Origin of the sequence: Hungatella effluvii, from assembly GCF_003201875.1 — a bacterium.
Taxonomy (GTDB): domain Bacteria; phylum Bacillota; class Clostridia; order Lachnospirales; family Lachnospiraceae; genus Hungatella; species Hungatella effluvii.
In genome coordinates, this window is sequence record NZ_QJKD01000006.1 from 363,695 (window position 1) to 381,901 (window position 18,207).

At 51.8% G+C, this 18,207-nt stretch carries 18 protein-coding genes; 3 read left to right on the forward strand and 15 right to left on the reverse strand.

Going from position 1 to position 18,207, the window contains the following annotated elements:
• Positions 1 to 52 precede the first annotated feature (52 nt).
• Genes DFR60_RS14080 through DFR60_RS14125 form a run of 10 tightly spaced genes read right to left on the reverse strand, consistent with a single transcriptional unit; the run spans position 53 to position 9,534 of the window.
• Positions 53 to 2,149: a complex I subunit 5 family protein gene (locus tag DFR60_RS14080; protein WP_110323434.1), complete on the reverse strand. Its 2,097-nt coding sequence runs from the start codon at positions 2,147 to 2,149 to the stop codon at positions 53 to 55.
• Complete coding sequence (locus tag DFR60_RS14085) at positions 2,146 to 3,681, reverse strand: complex I subunit 5 family protein (RefSeq protein WP_110323435.1); 1,536 nt, start codon at positions 3,679 to 3,681, stop codon at positions 2,146 to 2,148. Before DFR60_RS14085 ends, DFR60_RS14080 begins: the two co-directional genes overlap by 4 nt.
• 13 nt (positions 3,682 to 3,694) lie before the next feature.
• On the reverse strand, positions 3,695 to 5,200 hold the full coding sequence (locus tag DFR60_RS14090) for a complex I subunit 5 family protein (RefSeq protein ID WP_243005071.1): 1,506 nt from the start codon (positions 5,198 to 5,200) through the stop codon (positions 3,695 to 3,697).
• Positions 5,201 to 5,235: 35 nt separating this feature from the next.
• The gene (locus DFR60_RS14095) at positions 5,236 to 6,741 is read right to left on the reverse strand and encodes a complex I subunit 5 family protein (protein WP_110323436.1); all 1,506 of its coding nucleotides are present in this window, start codon (positions 6,739 to 6,741) and stop codon (positions 5,236 to 5,238) included.
• Positions 6,738 to 7,115 (reverse strand): sodium:proton antiporter, encoded by a 378-nt coding sequence (locus DFR60_RS14100; protein WP_110323437.1) that lies wholly within the window; start codon positions 7,113 to 7,115, stop codon positions 6,738 to 6,740. The genes DFR60_RS14095 and DFR60_RS14100 overlap by 4 nt, the downstream gene beginning before the upstream one ends.
• A 1-nt stretch (position 7,116) precedes the next feature.
• Positions 7,117 to 8,100, reverse strand: a complete 984-nt coding sequence (gene mbhE, locus DFR60_RS14105; RefSeq protein ID WP_110323438.1) for a hydrogen gas-evolving membrane-bound hydrogenase subunit E — start codon at positions 8,098 to 8,100, stop codon at positions 7,117 to 7,119.
• Positions 8,081 to 8,347 carry a hydrogenase subunit MbhD domain-containing protein gene (locus DFR60_RS14110; protein ID WP_055652591.1) on the reverse strand — a complete coding sequence of 89 codons (267 nt, stop codon included), beginning with the start codon at positions 8,345 to 8,347 and terminating at the stop codon, positions 8,081 to 8,083. Before DFR60_RS14110 ends, mbhE begins: the two co-directional genes overlap by 20 nt.
• Positions 8,334 to 8,705 carry a cation:proton antiporter gene (locus DFR60_RS14115; RefSeq protein WP_110323439.1) on the reverse strand — a complete coding sequence of 124 codons (372 nt, stop codon included), beginning with the start codon at positions 8,703 to 8,705 and terminating at the stop codon, positions 8,334 to 8,336. Before DFR60_RS14115 ends, DFR60_RS14110 begins: the two co-directional genes overlap by 14 nt.
• Positions 8,702 to 9,061: an MrpF/PhaF family protein gene (locus DFR60_RS14120; protein ID WP_002604330.1), complete on the reverse strand. Its 360-nt coding sequence runs from the start codon at positions 9,059 to 9,061 to the stop codon at positions 8,702 to 8,704. The genes DFR60_RS14115 and DFR60_RS14120 overlap by 4 nt, the downstream gene beginning before the upstream one ends.
• On the reverse strand, positions 9,049 to 9,534 hold the full coding sequence (locus DFR60_RS14125) for a Na+/H+ antiporter subunit E (protein ID WP_110323440.1): 486 nt from the start codon (positions 9,532 to 9,534) through the stop codon (positions 9,049 to 9,051). The genes DFR60_RS14120 and DFR60_RS14125 overlap by 13 nt, the downstream gene beginning before the upstream one ends.
• Positions 9,535 to 9,735: 201 nt before the next feature.
• Here DFR60_RS14125 and DFR60_RS14130 point away from each other — a divergent pair, with 201 nt between their 5' ends.
• Complete coding sequence (locus DFR60_RS14130; RefSeq protein ID WP_110323441.1) at positions 9,736 to 11,010, forward strand: RelA/SpoT domain-containing protein; 1,275 nt, start codon at positions 9,736 to 9,738, stop codon at positions 11,008 to 11,010.
• A gap of 101 nt (positions 11,011 to 11,111) precedes the next feature.
• On the opposite strand, the gene DFR60_RS14135 is transcribed toward DFR60_RS14130, so the two are convergent.
• The 3 genes from DFR60_RS14135 to DFR60_RS14145 form a co-directional block, all read right to left on the reverse strand.
• Positions 11,112 to 11,864 (reverse strand): TraX family protein, encoded by a 753-nt coding sequence (locus tag DFR60_RS14135; RefSeq protein WP_110323442.1) that lies wholly within the window; start codon positions 11,862 to 11,864, stop codon positions 11,112 to 11,114.
• A 28-nt stretch (positions 11,865 to 11,892) separates the two neighbouring features.
• Positions 11,893 to 12,561: a DUF5780 domain-containing protein gene (locus DFR60_RS14140; protein WP_110323443.1), complete on the reverse strand. Its 669-nt coding sequence runs from the start codon at positions 12,559 to 12,561 to the stop codon at positions 11,893 to 11,895.
• Between the two features lie 252 nt (positions 12,562 to 12,813).
• Positions 12,814 to 14,754, reverse strand: coding sequence for a DUF1565 domain-containing protein (locus tag DFR60_RS14145; protein ID WP_110323444.1), 1,941 nt, complete (start codon positions 14,752 to 14,754; stop codon positions 12,814 to 12,816).
• Between the two features lie 303 nt (positions 14,755 to 15,057).
• Here DFR60_RS14145 and DFR60_RS14150 point away from each other — a divergent pair, with 303 nt between their 5' ends.
• Both DFR60_RS14150 and DFR60_RS14155 read left to right on the forward strand, forming a co-directional pair.
• A complete protein-coding gene (locus DFR60_RS14150; RefSeq protein ID WP_110323445.1) occupies positions 15,058 to 15,651 on the forward strand; it encodes a hypothetical protein in 594 nt (197 codons plus the stop codon).
• Positions 15,644 to 16,555, forward strand: coding sequence for an AraC family transcriptional regulator (locus DFR60_RS14155; RefSeq protein WP_110323446.1), 912 nt, complete (start codon positions 15,644 to 15,646; stop codon positions 16,553 to 16,555). The genes DFR60_RS14150 and DFR60_RS14155 overlap by 8 nt, the downstream gene beginning before the upstream one ends.
• Here the strand turns inward: DFR60_RS14155 and DFR60_RS14160 are convergent.
• A complete protein-coding gene (locus tag DFR60_RS14160; RefSeq protein WP_110323447.1) occupies positions 16,544 to 17,686 on the reverse strand; it encodes an aldo/keto reductase in 1,143 nt (380 codons plus the stop codon). The genes DFR60_RS14155 and DFR60_RS14160 overlap by 12 nt on opposite strands.
• Before the next feature lie 22 nt (positions 17,687 to 17,708).
• Positions 17,709 to 18,059 carry a TIGR04076 family protein gene (locus tag DFR60_RS14165; RefSeq protein ID WP_110323448.1) on the reverse strand — a complete coding sequence of 117 codons (351 nt, stop codon included), beginning with the start codon at positions 18,057 to 18,059 and terminating at the stop codon, positions 17,709 to 17,711.
• Between the last annotated feature and the right edge of the window lie 148 nt (positions 18,060 to 18,207).

Sequence of the window (18,207 nt, forward strand, 5' to 3'; positions counted from 1 at the left end):
ACACAAAAATTGCGAAAGACCTCATCCGGCATTTCCCGCACAGCCCGGCAGTCTATCCCATAAGGAAGACTGCCAGTAAATATCCCAGTGTCAGGCAGAGCCCGATACAGAACAGCATCAGACCAAAGGAAAAGCTTTCTTCGACCAGCTTTCCGGTCCGTTTCAGTTCCTCCTCCGCCTCTATGAAACGTGGAATCGCAGACGGACGGTCCATTTTGATTTTCCTGCCCCGCCTGCCTTTCCATACCGCGATTTCATCCGCAATACCTCCAAGGATGCAGGCGAGTCTGTCATTTTCCCTTATTTTTACGGTTCCCGGCAGCTGCCGGTGAGTCGTCTTTCTCGCAAGCAGAATCAGGCCGTCGACAAATGAATCCATGGCCCGGCAGACCACGGAGGACACCGCCAGAAATACAGTCACCACCGTAGAGACTAAATACCGGTCGATCAAGGCGCATACCGCGCCGCAGATTCCAGGCAAAATATGCAGGAGAAGCGGCCGGTAGACCAGATTCTCCAGATCCAGCCAGGATGGCAGGCGGTCTGCATAAATCACTGTGCCTCGTTCGTCCTTTTTCATCAGAAGCAAACGTACGACGACGGCATAGAGCACAATGCCGATTCCGATAGAAATGACTCCGCCCTTTAGATTTCCCAGAGAAAAATAAGCCACGGAATGAACCATCTCATCTCCCCGGAAAAAGGGTTCCCCTGCACCTGCGATCCGGTCCATGGTCAGATGCGGCGCCATGCCCAGAAGCGGAATGAGCGCCGAACAGCCCACCAGCACGAAACGGCTGAGAGGCTTCATGCAGGATGTGGACATCGCGTCGTACTTCGCCTGCTCTGTCGGATGTTTTTCCACAAATAGTGCGATAAACAGCTTCAGCATATAGGCCACGGTCATTCCTCCCGTCAGAAGAAACACCCATTCCGCCGCTTTCCAGATTCCCGGATTCAGCAGAAGCGATGTGACAATGCCAGGCATTCCAATAGAGTCAGAGGGCATTCCCGGATTCACCAAAACGGCAGCCCCCTCTCCCACGGCCTTCGCATACTCCACCATGCTCTCATGGAGCAGTGTCTTGCTCACATAACCGCTCCACAGCGGGATTCCGCTGATCCCCAGGCTTCCCATGAGGAAACAGAAGCCAAGCGCAGGCTTCTTCCTGCCGAAACCGCGGATATCATTTAAATTCAGCTTATGCAGATTCATATACACCGCCCCGGCGCAGAGAAAGAGCACCAGTTTAAACAGCGAATGGTTGACCATGTGAAGAAATGTCCCCCGCACCGCCAGACCATTTTCTTCTCCCACGCTGGAAAGAAGAACCGCCATGCCGATTCCCGTTAAAATGAATCCGATCTGAGAGATGGACGAACACGCCAGCGTCCTCTTTAAATTAACGGACAGCAGCGCCAGAAGCGCGCCCAGAAACATGGTCACAAGCCCCAGCACGGTGAGGAGAAGCCCCCAGTTTCCATCGGAAAAGAACAGCCCCCCGGTAATCACAATGATTCCGAATACGCCGGCCTTCGTCAGTATTCCAGACAACAGCGCGCTGGCCGGTGCCGGTGCCACCGGATGGGCCTTGGGAAGCCAGATATGAAGCGGAAAGCAGCCCGCCTTGGCTCCAAAACCGAATAGCAGCAGTCCCCCCGCAGTATAAAGCTGTGCGGCAGGCGAAAGGTAACCACCGCCGGTCTCCAGGGCCGCCCGCGCCGCCGGACCGATCAGATCCATATCCAGGGTCCCCGTCAGGTCATAGAGAAGGAACAGCCCCATGAGCATGGCAAGGCCGCCGATTACCGCCACAGCCAGATAGGTTTCCGCCGCCTTAAGGCTCTCCTTCTTCTCGTCGAACGCCACCCAGACATACGAAGTAAAGGACATGATTTCGAAGAAAATAAAGGTGGTATACAAATCCGCAGACAGAAACACTCCCAAGGTGGCAAAAAATGTTACCCATAAAAACACGTAGTATTTCCGGCGTTTCTCATAGTGAGCCATGTATTCCAGGGAAAACGCACCGCTGACAGCCCACATCAATACGGCGATACAGGAATAAACCAGACGGAAGCCGTCCAGCTTAAAATGCAGTCCCATCCCGCAGAATCCGGGTATCACCACATCAAACAGGGTCTTCATCCGGCCTCACCTCCTATCACCGTAAGCAACTCCATAAGAGGCCCGGAATACAGGCCAAACACCAGTACTGCAGCCGCGAAGATCAGAAGCGGCACCATCATCATCCAGTTGGGATCGGTGTACGGTTCCTCTTTTACCGCGGTCGCCGCCGCAGCCTTTGGAAAATACGCACGTACCAGTACAGTAAGCATATAGACACCGGTCATCAGGGCCGAATAAAGGATCACAGCCGTTCCCAGATACGGGAGGATTCCCATTCTGCTGCCGCCTGCCAGAGTGAGACTGCCGCAGGCGAAGGCCGCTTCCGCAATGTTCCATTTGCTGATAAAACCGGCAAACAGAGGGATCCCCATGAGGGAAAGGCTGGCCACAGTCAGACAGCCGAACGTCAGCGGCATCTTCTTTGCCAGGCCGTCCACCTCATAGACGTATGTCTTTCCGGTCTGATGCATCACAGCTCCCGCGCAGAAGAAGGAACAGATCTTCATAAATGCATGAAAGACCATGTGGCTTAAAGCGGCCGCCAGACCCAGAGGACTCATCATCGACGCTCCCAGCAGAATATACGACAGGTTGCTGATCGTGGAATACGCCAGACGGCGTTTCCAGTGAATCTCCCTGACCGCCATGGTGGAACCGAAGATAATCGTTACCATAGCTGCTGCCATGACCACCCACTGTGCCGCGCTTCCACGCAGAAATTCCGTTCCATAGCTGTAATAAGTGAATCGCAGAATGGCAAACGCGCCGGATTTCACCACGGCTACCGCGTGCAGCAGGGCTGTCACAGGCGTAGGCGCCACGGTAGCCATCGGAAGCCATCCGTGGCATGGAAATACGGCCGCCTTGACTCCAAAACCAAAGAATGCAAGGATATAGACGAACAGCAGTGTTCCACGGTCGCCTTCAGCCGCTGTCAGGGACAGGACGCCGCCCGGAACAAATTCCGTGGTTCCCGTGGCCGAATATTTCAGCACAAAAATCAGGCCGATAAAGGCGAACGCCGCGCCTCCGATGGAATAATAGAGGTATTTGCGGCTCGCCCGCATGGCTTCCTTTGTCATGGGATGGAGCACCAGAGGGAAGGTGACCAGCGTCAGCAGCTCATAAAACAGATACATGGTGACTAAGTTGCCCGAGAACGCAATTCCGATCGTCACCCCATACGTCATCAGATAATAGGCAAAAAAGGAGGCACGCCTCTTTTCATGCCTCATATATTCAAATGAATAAAGCGTTGCCAGAGGCCACAGAAACGCCACCAGGCCCGCGAATACCGAGCCCATGCGGTCAAGCTTAAACCGGACCGTCAGATTCCCGTAGAGTTTAAAGAGCACCAGACCATTTTCCATGCCGCTTCTGCCGGCGATCAGCAGGGCCACCAACAGGCTATTTAAAAGCACCAGTCCTTCCACGACGAATTCCAGGTGTCTGTATGTTCTCTCATCCTCAGCCCCGTATCCGGAGGCGAGGATCGCCGTACCTCCCACGATCGGAAGGAGCGCCGGCACCGCCAGTAAGATTCCGTTCATACGCATTCCTCCGTCAAAGTACGGCCGCGGCAATAGATTCCAGCATAGCCAGGAACCGGCCCGGGAAACAGCCGAAAAGCAGGGCCCCCGCCGTAAATATCAGTATCGGTACCATCATGCAGAGCGACGGCTCCCGCCCTATAAGCCCTCTGGCCTTTAATCCGCTCTCATCAAAGTCTTCACCCGGGAAGAACCCATGGATGGTGAGAGGAAGCAGATAACCGGCAGTGAGCAGCGCACTGACCAGCAGCACGGCCGGTCCCGCGATCGTCCACACTCCCGTTCCGGAGGCAAGAGCCCCGCACGCCAGATACCATTTGCTCACAAAGCCGCTGCAGGGTGGAATTCCGATCAGCGCCAGGGACAGAACCGTATAGCCGCCCAGCATCACCGGCATCACCCGGCCGAGACCGCGCATCTCTTCCACTCTGGTCCATCCGGTTTTAAATATGATGGCGCCGGCCGCCAGGAAGAGTCCGTTCTTGATCATGGAATGGAACACCACATGGGATAAGGCCCCCACAAATGCCGTCGGCTCCAAAAGACTCAGCCCGAACAGAATATAGGAGACCTGGCTGACCGTCGAATACGCCAGCCGTTTCTTTAAGACCTGTTCCTTATAAGCCAGCATGGAGCCCATAAATACGGTGAGCAGGGACAGGAGAATCCACATGGACTGTACCCAGGTTCCGCGAAGGAGCTCCGGCCCGACGATATAATAGACCACCCGGATTACCGCCAGTACGCCCGATTTCGTAATCAGGCCAGACAGAACGGCACTGGCCGGCGCGGGAGCGACCGGATGGGCTGTGGGCAGCCATCCGTGCATGGGAAACATACCAGCCTTCGTTCCAAAGCCCAGCAGCATGCAGCACACCGCAGCCAGCAGGATTCCTTCCTTTCCGGCAAGGGACACGCCTCCCAGCACACCTCCCGGAGTAAACGCCAGAGTACCGGAGATGCTGGCTAGAAAGAGGATCCCAAACAGCGCCAGGAAAGCGCCCGCCACAGAGTAAAATAAGTATTTGAGTCCCGCCATAACCGCATCCTTTGTGAGCTCGTGGAGAACGAGGGGAAGCGATGTCAGCGTCATCAATTCGTAGAAGACGTACATGGTCACCAGATTGGCGGAAAAATCCAGTCCGATCAGCACTCCGAGGACGATTAAGTAAAACCCGAAGAACCGGTGTTCATCCCGTTCATGGGTCATATAGGTAATGGAATAGATCCCTACCAGAAGCCAGACCGCCGCCGTCAGCACGGCAAAAAGCCTGCTGATCCCATCCACCCGGAATTCAATGGTAATGGTGTCAGTCAGCTTCCAGAGCGTAAGCCCGCCTCCCGACGCCACCGCAGCGAAGGCGCACAGCGCTCCCGCCGTCAGCGCAGCCATGACCAGGCACAGCATCGCTTTCCGGCTGCTTCTGAGCCGTTTCACCGTTAGAAGCAGGATTCCTGCCGCAATCGGAATGAGAACCGGAAGCAGCAATATCACGTTTTGATCCATCTCTTGGTACATAAGGTTTCTCCTCTTTTATTCATTTCAATCCACGCTTATATCGTTGAAAGTCCGGCTGCAATCGCCTGTACGATCGGCTGGGATTTCAGTCCCAGAATCAGATTCAGAAAGATGAAGCACAGGACGGCCAGCCTGAGTTTCCAGGAACTTTTCCTGACTGCGGACCGCTCTGCGGCCCCTCTGGTCTCCCGGTCTCCCTCTCTGGAGTACAGGGTGATGACAAGGCGCAGGAAGTAGATGGCATTTAACGTCGTGCTGACGGCCAGGCCAATCAGCGTGATAATCATCTTATTCGGACTCTGGAGTGCCGACGTGGCAAACAGCAGCTTGGATATGAAGCCGGCCAGCATGGGAAATCCCACCATGGAGAGTGCTCCCACGGAAAATCCGATTCCGGCCAGAGGGTTCCGGTATCCCGCTCCACGCAGGCTCTTGTAGTCCTTTTTATCACCGGACACCTCATAGAGCCCGACCGCGCTGATAAACAGCAGCGCCTTGGTCGCCGAATGGGTGAACATGTGGAACACCGCAGCCACCATCCCGGCCTCCGTTCCAAGGCCGATTCCCATGTAAATATAGCCGATCTGAGCCACAGAAGAATAGGCTATCATCCTCCTCGTATCCTTTTCCAGAATCGCATGAAGGGACCCCATAAGCATCCCGGCAAGTCCAAAGACGAACAGAACGTTGACAATACGGCTGGCTACCACATTTTCTCTTCCCAGCACGCGGTAGAATATTTTAATCAGCAGGAAAATATACCCTTTGGACACGAGTCCGGACAGAATAGCGCTGGCCGTCGGAGTCGCATAGCCATAGGTATCGGGTATCCAGTAATGAAACGGATACAGTCCGCTCTTGATGGCCAGTCCGACGCTGATCACCGCCAGAATTACCAGCATGGGAATCTCATAGCTGCCCGCGGCTTCAATGGCCTCCACCGCCGCCCTGGCCGGGCTCATCAGCAGATGGCCCGTTACATCGTAAAGCATACTGAGCCCGATTAAAAACAGGCCCGAGCCCAGTTGGCTCATAATCATATACCGGATCGCCGCCGACAGGCTCCTGCCCTTCTGCCGTATCATGATCAGACCGCATCCTGCGATGGTATTGATCTCCACAAATACATAGGCTGTAAATAAATCGTTCGTATAGATAAGGGCCAGAAGCGAGCTGAGCATCAAATCGATCATTACATAGAATAAGTTCAGCTTTGTCCCTTCCACGTCCTCCGCGGTATGATCCATGCCTCCCAGGACGGACAGCAGCATGACCACGCCGAATACAGTGGCGGTCAGGCCTTCTAAGACGCCGGCCCTGATCTCATTTCCCCAGGGTGCAGGAAAATGTCCCATCATATAGGTATAGCTCTCTCCCGTCCCCATACAGAAGCGAAGAACGGCGGCCGACATGACCGTCGTAATCGCAATAACCGCCAGGCTTAAATTCCTGGCCTTTTTACCAGAGAGGGCGCACGACAAAATCCCGGAAAACATGGCGATGATGATGGAGAAAAAAGGAAAGTTCTGAACAAGAGTCATGTCTTTTCCTCCTCTTTCGCCTGTGTCAGAATCTCATCCAGATCCAGGGAACCGTACCGCTCATACAGGCGGATCGTCAGCGCCAGCATGAGCGCCGTCGTGCTGACCGATACCACGATGCCCGTCAGGACAAGGCCGCTGGGTACGGGATTGATGTAAGCCGCAGCCTCTCTAATGCCGTTCAGCTCGATAGGAACGGCTCTTCCCTGGATATACCCCTTTGCCGCCAGGAATAAATAGACCGCCGTGTCCATGATGTTCATTCCCATAATCTTCTTGATTAAGTTCTTATGAAGCAAAAGCATGGTAAATCCCACGCCGAACAGAATCACTGCCACCGTCTCTTCTATGTTAAACAGCAAATGTACTGCCAAATCACATCCCTCCTTTTCGGAACAGCGTGTAAAATGCGTACATGGTGCACGCCACAACCAGACCCACGCAGATGTTGAGAGGCAGAATCAGCCCGCTGCTTAAGATGGCTCCGGGAGTTCCAAGAGGGATTCCGCTCTCTAAATGGTTCGCGCCGGTAAAGAAAGAATAGCTTTTCGCCACACAGTAAAACGTCAGCGCGCAGAGGGTAATTCTGCGGTACACTTTCTCCGTAAAGAAGCGTTCCGTCTTTTCGAAGCCGAAGGCATTTAAATAGAGGATCAGACCCGATCCCAGTACTGCGCCTCCGGAAAACCCGCCTCCGGGCGACAGATGACCGTTTAAAATGATGTAGATACCGAAAATCATGATAAAAGGGACCAGCACGCAGGCGCATTTCTGTAAAATGATGTCGTTCTTCGGTTCAAAGAGCCGGTCATTGGCCTCATCGAGCCGTTTGCGCGTCTGTGCGTCATGGCTCACCGCATCGATCCGGAGCAGCGCCAGGACACAGCAGGAAGCGATAAACAGCACGCACGACTCCCCAAATGTATCGAAGGCGCGGTAATCCAGAATCATACCGGTAACGTAGTTGAGTGCGCCGGTCTCCTCCACTCCCTTTTCTATGTACCGGGCAGACACCTCGTTGTTGTCCGGATTTCCCGCATTACCAAAGACCGGCAGATAGGCGATCGTCCAGAGCAGAACAAAGATGATCGTCAGGCACAGGAGAACCGACATGACCTGATAGAACCGGTGAAACAGGAGAAGCCCCCGTTCTTCCTTCTTCCGCATTCTGGCGGCCTTTCCCGGATCATCTCCCGGAAGCTCCGCCTGTGCTGACTGCGCCGCCTGCGAAAGTACCTTTGAGTCTTCCTCCGGAACGCGGATCTCCATTCCGTCTGCGAGAAGGTCCGTCTCGCCGTCGATCCATTTCTTGAATTTCAGCCACCGGCTGTTTTCGTAATTATCCTTCGTCCTGCTCATCACGGTCCTCCTTTCGGATGGCTCTGATCTTCTTTAGCGTAATGAAAAAGAGGATGCTGGTCACGCCCGCTCCCACCGCCGCCTCGGTAATGGCCAGGTCAGGCGACTGAAGCAGAATCCATATGATACACATGATCAGGCTGTAGGACATGAAAATAACGATGGAGGTCAGTAAATCCTTCGTAAATGCAACCGATACCGCACATACGATCAGACAGATTAAAAGAATGATTTCAAAGAGTTTCATCGCCCTCTTCCTCCTTCTGCTTCTTATCGGTCTTTCCCTTCCGGATCACGAGGATCTCACCCAGATTTTCGTCGGTCATGGCTTCCAGGCGGCTGATCATATGGCCGGATACCGGACCCGCAGTCCAGAAAAACAGGATAACCAGGAATAATTTTAAAGAATCCATGGAAAATCCACGAATCAGGATGAGTCCCGCAAATACGAACAAAATCCCCAGCGTGTCTCCCATAGCCGCCGCATGCATCCGGTTCAGCGCCCGGTGAAAGCGGTTTACTCCAAACACGGCCAGTATCATAAAAACAAGGCCCGTCACGAGACAGGCGGCCGAAAGTACGAATCTGATCCACTGCCACGTCATAGGGAATCCTCCTCTTCCGCCTGTATGCCTACGTTGTCCTCGATCGCTCCCAAATCGGCTTTCCGGTTCTTCTTCTGGAGATAGACTCCTGTGTATACCTTGCAGAGAACAACAACGCCTAAAAAGCTGATCATGGCATAGATCAGGCTCACATCCACCAAATAGTTTTCATCCAGGTAAACGGAAAGGATGGCGATGACCATGATCACCATGGTTCCTGTCATATTGACTGCGATAATCCGGTCCGAGATCTTCGGCCCCAGAACGGAACGAATGATGCTGATAATCATCAGAACTGCCAGAATCAGGGCTGCCCCGGTTAAAAGCATCTCATAAGCCTGTCCTATTTTGTCCATTTCGCTTCCATGTCCTCCATTTCCTTCAGCAGCTTTACGAATACAGAAGTCTCCATCCCTTCGGCCAGTTCTTTATCCAGACAGTGCACGCAGAACCGGTCGTCCTCCACGGACACGGTAATGGTTCCCGGCGTCAGCGTGATGGAATTGGCCAGCAGAACCCGCGCCAGTCCTGTCCTTAAATCCGTGTCAAAATACACGAAGGCCGGCTCCGGCTGAAGCTCCGGCGACAGGATGATCTTTAACACGCACACGTTGGCCTTTACGATCTCCTTCACGAGAACTCCGAAATAACGGATAAACAGCGGGATCAGACGAAACAGCAGCAGCTCCTTTTTCAGGCTGTATTCCATGTAGCGGCACATAAAATAAAAAAGTGCGGCTGAAATCAAAACGCCAAAGATACAGATTTCCGCCGTCACTTTACCGTTTAAAATCATCCACACTGCAAAAAATAAAAGAAACACAGGCATATCCCCCTTCCGCCCAGTTTGATTTACTATGTATTATACCTCTCATTTTGGGGAAATACAAGGCTGTCTGCACGTTTCGGTCCGCGGCGGCAGATCCGGATATTACGGCAGAACTTTACATTCTTTTGAAGCTTTCTGGTTGTATCATTTTTCCTATTGCGATATAATAAACATGTAACAAGAAACCAATGAGGAATGTGTATGGATTTGATTAACCAGTTTATTGAAAATTATAAGAAAAAGTTGAACTTTTACGAGACGGCCGGGCACATCGCAGCCAGGCAGCTGGAATCCGCGCTTCAGGCAGCCGGTATCCGCGCCATGGTGACATCCAGGGCCAAGAATCCTGTGAGATTAAAAAGCAAGGTATTGAGAAGGAACAGCCGGCGGCCGGTTCCCTATAAAAACATGAGGGAAATTTACGAGGATATCGCCGATTTATCCGGAGTCCGGGTATCCCTCTACTTCCCCGGAGACCGCGACAAGGCCAACAGCCTGATCGCCGATCTGTTTACCATTATAGAGACGAAGCAGTTCCCGGAGCAGTCCAAGCCGCCCACCTACAACAAGCGTTTTTCCGGCTATTGGGCCAACCATTACAGGGCTCATATGAAGGAAGAATCCTTAGACAAGTCACAGCAGAAATACGCCGCCGCGCGGATTGAGATTCAGGTGGCTTCTGTTTTGATGCATGCATGGTCCGAGGTCGAACACGATCTCGTCTACAAGCCTCTTTCGGGAACCCTGTCGGAAGAAGAGCTGGCTATCATCGATGAGTTAAACGGACTCGTCCTCGCCGGAGAGATCGCCCTGGAACGGCTGCAGAGTGCCGGCAATGAAAGGGTCCAGAGCAAAAACGCCACATTCGGCAGCCAGTATGAGCTGGCTTCCTATCTCTACAATTACTTAAGCAATAATTTCCGCCGTGAGGACATCGAGCTCCGCATGGGAAATATCGAGTTATTATTCAAGCTTCTAAGCAAGCTTAAGATGAACGGCGTCAAAGAGATCGAACCGGTCTTAAAATCAGTCAAGTTCGAAAAGGACCGCCGCAACATCTCCCAGCAGATCATCGATCAGATCATTACGGGTAATGAAAAACGGTACCAGATTTACCGGGAACTCCGCATCGCCGGAGATGCTGACGAGGTGGCCGGCAACTCCATCACCTACTTCTTTAACCAGTGGGTGCCTCTGGAGCATTTCCTGAACCGTATATCATACAAAAGCTCGCCGAAGACGCGCGGCGCCTTTAATATCAATACCTTAAAGCGGCTGGATATTCTCGACAAGGAATGCCTCAACAAGATCGTCGCCCTCCGGAAGACGCGGAATGTCCTGATCCATAATATCGAAACTCCCGCGGTGGATGATTTACTGGAACAGGGAAATGAGGCGAGGGACTTACTCGAAAAGCTGACGGAGCAGTTCTCCTCTCCCGCTCCTGCAGCGGAATCTGCGAAACAGGCAAACTAAATATCGGTATGAATGAGACAGCACATAAAAAGCAAGCAGCACCGGATAGATTTCTGCATCTGGTGCTGCTTGCTTTCGTGCGAAAGTACTTCGAATAACATTTATTTTACAAAGACGTAATTTGCAAGGTAAAACAGCAAAAACGTATGTGCCGGATAGAAAACATAGAAAAAGTATTTTAATCCGGGACCTTTCTGGTTATTGTAGCTGAGCATGAACGGCAGGGCAAGCACCATCATCCACTGTGTGGCGGTACCTGCGGCCAGCATCTCCTCGCTGAACTGGGCGATACAGAAAAGCAGATACACGACTGTTAATAAATCCTTCTTCTCTTTCAGGAAATACATCAGCACGCCCAGGGCAATGAATTCAAGTCCATATTCATTCAGCGCCAGATTGGGGATGACACCGGTGAGCGTATCTCCGCTGAGACTGCGAAGGAAGGGGAAAAAGCCAGGCATCATATAATATAAAATCTGGACGAGAAAAATGATGCAGATCATGATACCGCCCTTTTTCCTGTCCTTCAGAAACAGTTCAATGGTGCTGATTAAAACGCCCACAAGAAACATGGACAGGAAAATATTATGGTATCCATAGTCAATGGCTGCATCGAATCTGATTTTAATGAAGTAAGTAAAAAAGGTCATAAAAATACTCATCAGGTATAAACGAAGCAGGTATTTCTTCCGGTCTCTTGTGTAGTGATATCCCCAGACCATACTGAATAAAAACAGAGGGTAGGAAGCTCTCCCCACCCAACGGAACCACATCGGCGCACCTTCAAAGTAGAGTCCTGCGTGGTCGAGAAACATAAGGATAAGGGCTGTGATCTTTAACGCGAATGTACTCATTGTCAACCTCCATATTGGGAATTATTGTTTAGCCGTCCTGATCCTGCAGTGTAACCGCAAGAATTGATGGGTAGTAATTCTTGAGTTCCTCGACAGGCACGGATTTTCCCTTATACTTCTCAAGCCAGTCCTCATATCCTGGATTTTCCCATACCTCTCCATCCGAAAATACTATCTTCCGGTCGCAGTAAAGCGCATAGGCCACCCGGTTTGGTCCGCCGTCTCCGATCTTCGGCCATCCTGTCATCTTCTCTCCGTCATAAAGCGTCCAGCCGGAATCAGCGGCCGCCCCGGGTATGATCTCGTCATGATCATCGTACAGACAGTCATATGCCGGTTTATCGCTGGAATCCATGATATACCATTGAAGCTTCAGCGGCTGTCCCTCTTTATCGTAGGCCAGCATGCAGTACTGTCTGGACGAGATGGTTTTATCGGTATGATTGGTATAGGTATCATATAAATACGGCCATCCGCTGTCTTCATATTCACGCAGCTCCACTCTTCTGGAAACCGAGTTTCCTGAAACCACTGCCTGTTTCTGATTTCCAGTGCTCTCACACGGATTTGCCGCACACGATGTCTCCGCAACACTCGATCCCCCCGTCACGCCCAATGCCTCTGGCGCACACGATATTACGCCGACGCACAGCAACACAAAAATCACAGCTGCCGTCATCACTCTTTTTCTGTTCACAGAACACCTCCCTGTCTGATTCTCATATTCTTATCTGCGACAGGTAAATATTACCACAAAATGCTTGGGAAACACGGAATGAATCCTTAAGAAAGATGGATGGAAATGTGCATTTTATCGGATACAGCTGCTGTTTGTCTGAAAATAAGACTATGTGAAAGACACTTGCGAAAGGGTACAGACAAAAATCAGGGGCGTTCTGCGCCCCTGAAAATTCTGTTCCTGTCAATGTCTCTTAATTTTGTATTTCCATTATCCCCAAACCAGTATCCGGTTCATTCCTTCTTTCAGGCCTTCAATCGGGCCTGCCGCAGGCTGTCCGCTCCTGGACTGATCCAGATAGTCGGTATCGAATACGATTGGTGTGCCGTCCGGATTTTCGTACGCGGCCTCCGTGATGCGCGGCATTCCCAGTTTTTCGGAATTATAGATTTCTGTCGGAATCTCCAGCATCTCCTTTTCCACATTCAGCTCCAGATACGTTTTTCCGTCAGTCTCTACAATCCGAACGGAAGGATCCATATCGCTTACGTGCGTATTTTCTTCCCGTCCATAGGGCTTAGCCCCCTTTAAGTAGGCGTTTCCACGGATGTATACCGGCTGTTTTACATGCTTGAACTGCTCTAAATCACCGTTTCCACGGGAGATGACATCGTTTATATACTCTTCCAGAGAATTCGTATGGCCGTCATAGCCCTCGGTTCCGTGAAGGGACTGCTCTGTATAGGTCACGGTTCCCCCCAGGAATACGTTCTGATAGATCCTGTCGTCACCGCTGTAAACCACTGTGGTTCCCGCCACCTCTGTCGTGTGAGGGAAGTGGTAAGGAGTGGACCGGTCCAGCACGTCCTCTCTGCGCATGGTGCCGCAGCAGAGATTGTGAAGGTAGGCGCCGCCCTGGGCGATATTGTCGAAATTATAATCGGATGCAAAGATATTGTTGTCCACCAGATATGGGCCATGGGTTACTTCCACCATGAGGTCACGGTCGTTGGCATAGTATAAGTTCTTGCTCACTCTCGTTCCCTGGGCCTGCCAGTCCAGCCACGTTCCCAGCGTGCAGTTATGTATGCTGTTGTGATGAATCTGTACATCGATGGCGGCGTGCAGCTTGATTCCTCCGATCTCATATCCGAAATATTCGTGCTTTACCGCGATATTATAAATATGGTTATGGGCAATCTCGCTGAAGACACAGCCCATATGGCCCACGATACCATTCTGTCCGCAGTCATAAATCTCATTGTTCCGGATTACGTGGGAACCGATCGTCTCCTTGCTCCATCCGATCTGTCTTGCCCGGAATACGGCTTCCATCTGATACTGGTATCCCGGCTTTCTGTGGGTCCTGGTACAGAGATTATGGCCGGTGGAGGCTTCCTTTCCGATACTGATACCGCTGCATTTGGCATCGTGAATCTTATTGTTCTCAATGATCCAGCCCTTGCTCCAGTTCGTTCCCAGAAGTCCCGGCTGATCTGCGGTCGGCGGGGTCCACGGGCATGCCGCCTGGGCCATCTCGAAGCCGCGTACCGTGATATAGTTTAATCCTGTTTTTTCAGGATAGAAACAACATTTGCGCACGTTGATCTCTGTCAGTTCCTCGTTGGGATTCACGCCCTGGAAGTTGGCATAGATCACCGTAGTCTCCTGATCTGTCTCGGCATACCATTGATACATGGTATCCTCCGGATGCAGAATCGGCTCCGGATGCCTGGTCCACGGCGGATTCACGCCCTCGGTGCGGATAACCGGATTCTTCACTTCCTCCAGGCTCTTCGCTTCATAAAAGGATTTTCCATTCAGGTAGACGTCCCCGGCGTGCAGGGAATTGTCATTCGGATAGATAAACCAGTCTCCTCCCAGAACCTCCTTATACGGATTATAGGTGCCAAAGAAGGAATTGGGAAGAACCGCTTTCCAGACACTGCCCTCCACCGGCTCCCAGCACGTGATCTGCTCAGAACCCTTGATTACGACGCGTTCTCCTTCCGCTGCCTCGTATGTAATTCTTGAAACACTGCTGGTTCCGCCCTGCGCTGGTTTTACCCACTCCCGGTACTCTCCCTCATGGACAATGACACGGTCTCCCGGCATGGCGAGTAACGCGGCCTTCGATATGGTTCGGAACGGATGGTCCTTTGTGCCCTCTTCAAAATCACAGCCGGTTACCGCCACATGATATTCTCTCATTTTATTACCTCCTGGATCAATGATGTACTTAAGATGACTTAAATATAGCAGATTATGACAATTTTGACTTTACAATTATTGCGCCATCTATATCAATAGTTGCTTCTTTAAAATAGCACTTTTAACGAAAGAAGGCGGGATACAGCGGTTTTATATTGCATTCTTGCCATAATAGCGGTATGATAGCAGGAAAAACAGCGCACTTTTTTTGTTTCATTTTGCTGTCATGGCCCCCCCTTGCAGCGATGTAAATTTGATGCTCCGCTGCCTGCAGCGGGATTTTTAACCCCGGGAGGTAATCTTATGCTTACAGATGGTTTTCCAGCTCGGCTGTATGAAGATGCAGCGGCTGTGCTGTCACATATTTCCAGAAACACGTACCATGATATTCCAATCACAGAGACGGGCAAGACCTGCACTTATACGCTGCCCGACAGACAAACGGTTTCATTTCCTTACCGAATCTATTATGTCGATACGTATGAGGACCTGCGCTCCGGGTTATCATGGACGCAGAGAATGATCTGTCACGCCATATTTACGAGAAGCTTTGACGGTTATATACGGGAGAAACACGTAAGGGCAATCCTTCTGGAAGATTATCCGGACTGGTGTTTTCCATACATCTTAAAGCTTTCGGATGAGTATGTGGCCGAAATTCTGGAGCTGATCTACCATGAAATGGCAGGAAAAAATACAGACCGGATGAAATCATTCTGCCGCCTTAACATGAATTCGTTTCTGCTGAGCCATGACCGGATGATCAGCTACTGGAATGAGTTTTACCGTCACAACTGTTTTCACTACCGGGATTACATAGGCAGAAAGCTGTTTTCAGAGTGCTTTGGATACACGCGAAGCATGGAAAGGGAACGAAAGGGGATTACCAATGATTGAACATCTTGACGGCATCTTTGAGACAGTCACATTCCGTGAAAATCTCCGGATGCGAATCAGCGACATGAGTATTTGTGAAAATTTCCCGGATCACTGGCACACTCCGATGGAAATCATACATGCGACGGAAAACTGGTATAGGGTCGTGGTGGATGACCAGATCTACCAGTTAAATGAGGGGGATATCGCCATCATCCGTCCTGGCACCATACATGCGCTTTACGCGCCGGAAACGGGCAGCCGGACCATCTATCTGGCGGATTTATCATTTTTAGGAGGGGTCTCCAACCTGGAGACCATGCTCGCTCTGCTGGCGCCGGTAACCACCATCACGCCTGACGGAGAGCCTGATCTGTACAGAAAGGCCGGCGAACTCCTCTCCTTCATGGAAGAGGAATACGCCGGCTCCCGGTCCTTTTACGATATGCTTCTCTATGGCGCGCTCATCGAGCTTCTGGGGCTTCTTGGACGATACGCCATCTCCCCGTCCGCCTCCGTGGGCACGCTGGGTCCCCAGTCCGCCAAATACGCGGAACGCTTTCTTTACGTCTGCAACTATATCAATGAGCACTGTACGGAAGACTTATCCCTGGAAACCATCGCCGGGATCGCGGGCTTCAGCAAATACCACTTCACCCGGCTTTTTAAGGATTTCACACATACCTCCTTCTACCGCTACTTAAACAAAAAACGAATCTCCCACGCGGAGCAGCTCTTAATCAATCCGGAATACTCCGTAACGGAAGTGGCGCTCCAGTCGGGCTTCTCCAGCCTTTCGGCCTTCATCCGCATGTTTAAACAACTGAAAGGGTGTACCCCCACGGAGTTTAAACGCATGTACTCGCTGGACTGCATGAACCGTGTGGATGGTGAACCGGCAGCGGAACTGCCGTCAGGAAAATAATGCTTTCGCCTGTCCCATCCGTTCCACCACATGGACGCCAAAGGGACACCGCGTCTCACAGCTTCCGCATCCGATGCAGTCGGCCGCTCCCGCAGACAGTCCGTCATAATGCGCCCGCAGGGAGGCCGGGACCTCATTCTGCATGACCGCCAGATCGTAAAGTTTATTTACCATGGCGATATCGATGGCCGCCGGACATGGCGCACAGTGGCCGCAGTACGTGCACTGTCCGGCGTATGCGTGGTGAGGCGCCCCTGCAAGCACGGTTGCGTAATCTTTTTCTTCTTCTGACGCGCTCTCGTATGCCACCGCGGCCGCCACGTGTTCCGGGGTATCGTACCCCACCATGACACTGGCCACAGCGGGTCTGGTCAGCGCATAGTGGAGACACTGAACCGGTGTCAGCGCCACGCCGAAGGGAGACGCCTCCGCCGAGAACAGCCGGCCGCCGGCATACCCCTTCATGACGGTAATGCCAACCTCTTCCTGCTCGCAGACCCGGTACAGCTCTGCCCTCTCCGGTGCAATACCGCCCAATTCCTCTTCGTACCGCTCCTTAAAATAATCCTCTATGTTCTCGCTGGCGGGAAGCATATCAAACGCCGGATTGATGCTGAAGAGAATCATCTCGATCTCACCGCACAGCGCTCCCATCTTCGCCACCTCCGGATTATGGGTGCTCATGCCGATATGCCGGATAATCCCCTGCTCCTTCAGTCCCCTGACATATTCCATGAATTCCCCATCCATGATCGACTGGAACTCTGCGGCTTCATCCACGAAATGTATCATTCCCAGATCGATATAATCTGTGCACATGCGGTCCAGCAGGTCCTGAAACGCCGGTTTTACCTTTTCTAAATCACGGGTTCTGACATACTGTCCGTCCTGCCATGTGGAACCGATATGGCCCTGAATGATCCAGCGGTCCCGTCTGCCCGAGAGCGCCGCTCCGATATTGGAGCGGACGTTCGGCTCGGCCATCCAGCAGTCCAGAATATTGATCCCCGCCTCCTCGCAGCAGTCGATGACCGCCTTTACCTCGTCGCTGTTATGGCGTTCCAGCCACTCGCCGCCCAGACCGATCTCGCTGACCATCAGTCCCGTTTTCCCCAGTTTTCTGTAGTTCATATGTATTTCCCCTCTTCTTCTTTTATTCCCGTACCACGGGTTTGTAATCCATTCTGGATTCTTCCTCAGTTGCTTCTACCTTAAAAATCACAGGGCGCAGTCCATCGTTGCAGCTGCATATGGCGACTCCGGGCTTTCCGATCCAGTCACCGTAATAGAACAGCTCTTCTCCGGTGCCGTGGGAAAGCGCGAACACATACTGGTAAATCGCCTTCCACGCTTCATCACAGAAGCCCTCCGGTTTCGCGTAATCAGCAAAGAAAATCTGTCCCGCCTTCAGCATGGGACATGCCTGTAATCCCGATACTCCGTACTCTTTCGCCAGCTCCTCATCCAGTGTTGTCTTTAAAACGGTGATCTTGCATTTTCTCATATTTCATTCCTCCAATACAGTTTAGAGTGCTCATTTAGTTACTGTTCAGAGGTCAATGTCATTTAGTTAAATTACAAGGTTAGATTCCCTATTGGGGTCTAACCAATTTTTTTAAAAAATCCCTAAAAGGGATTGACAAACATTCAAA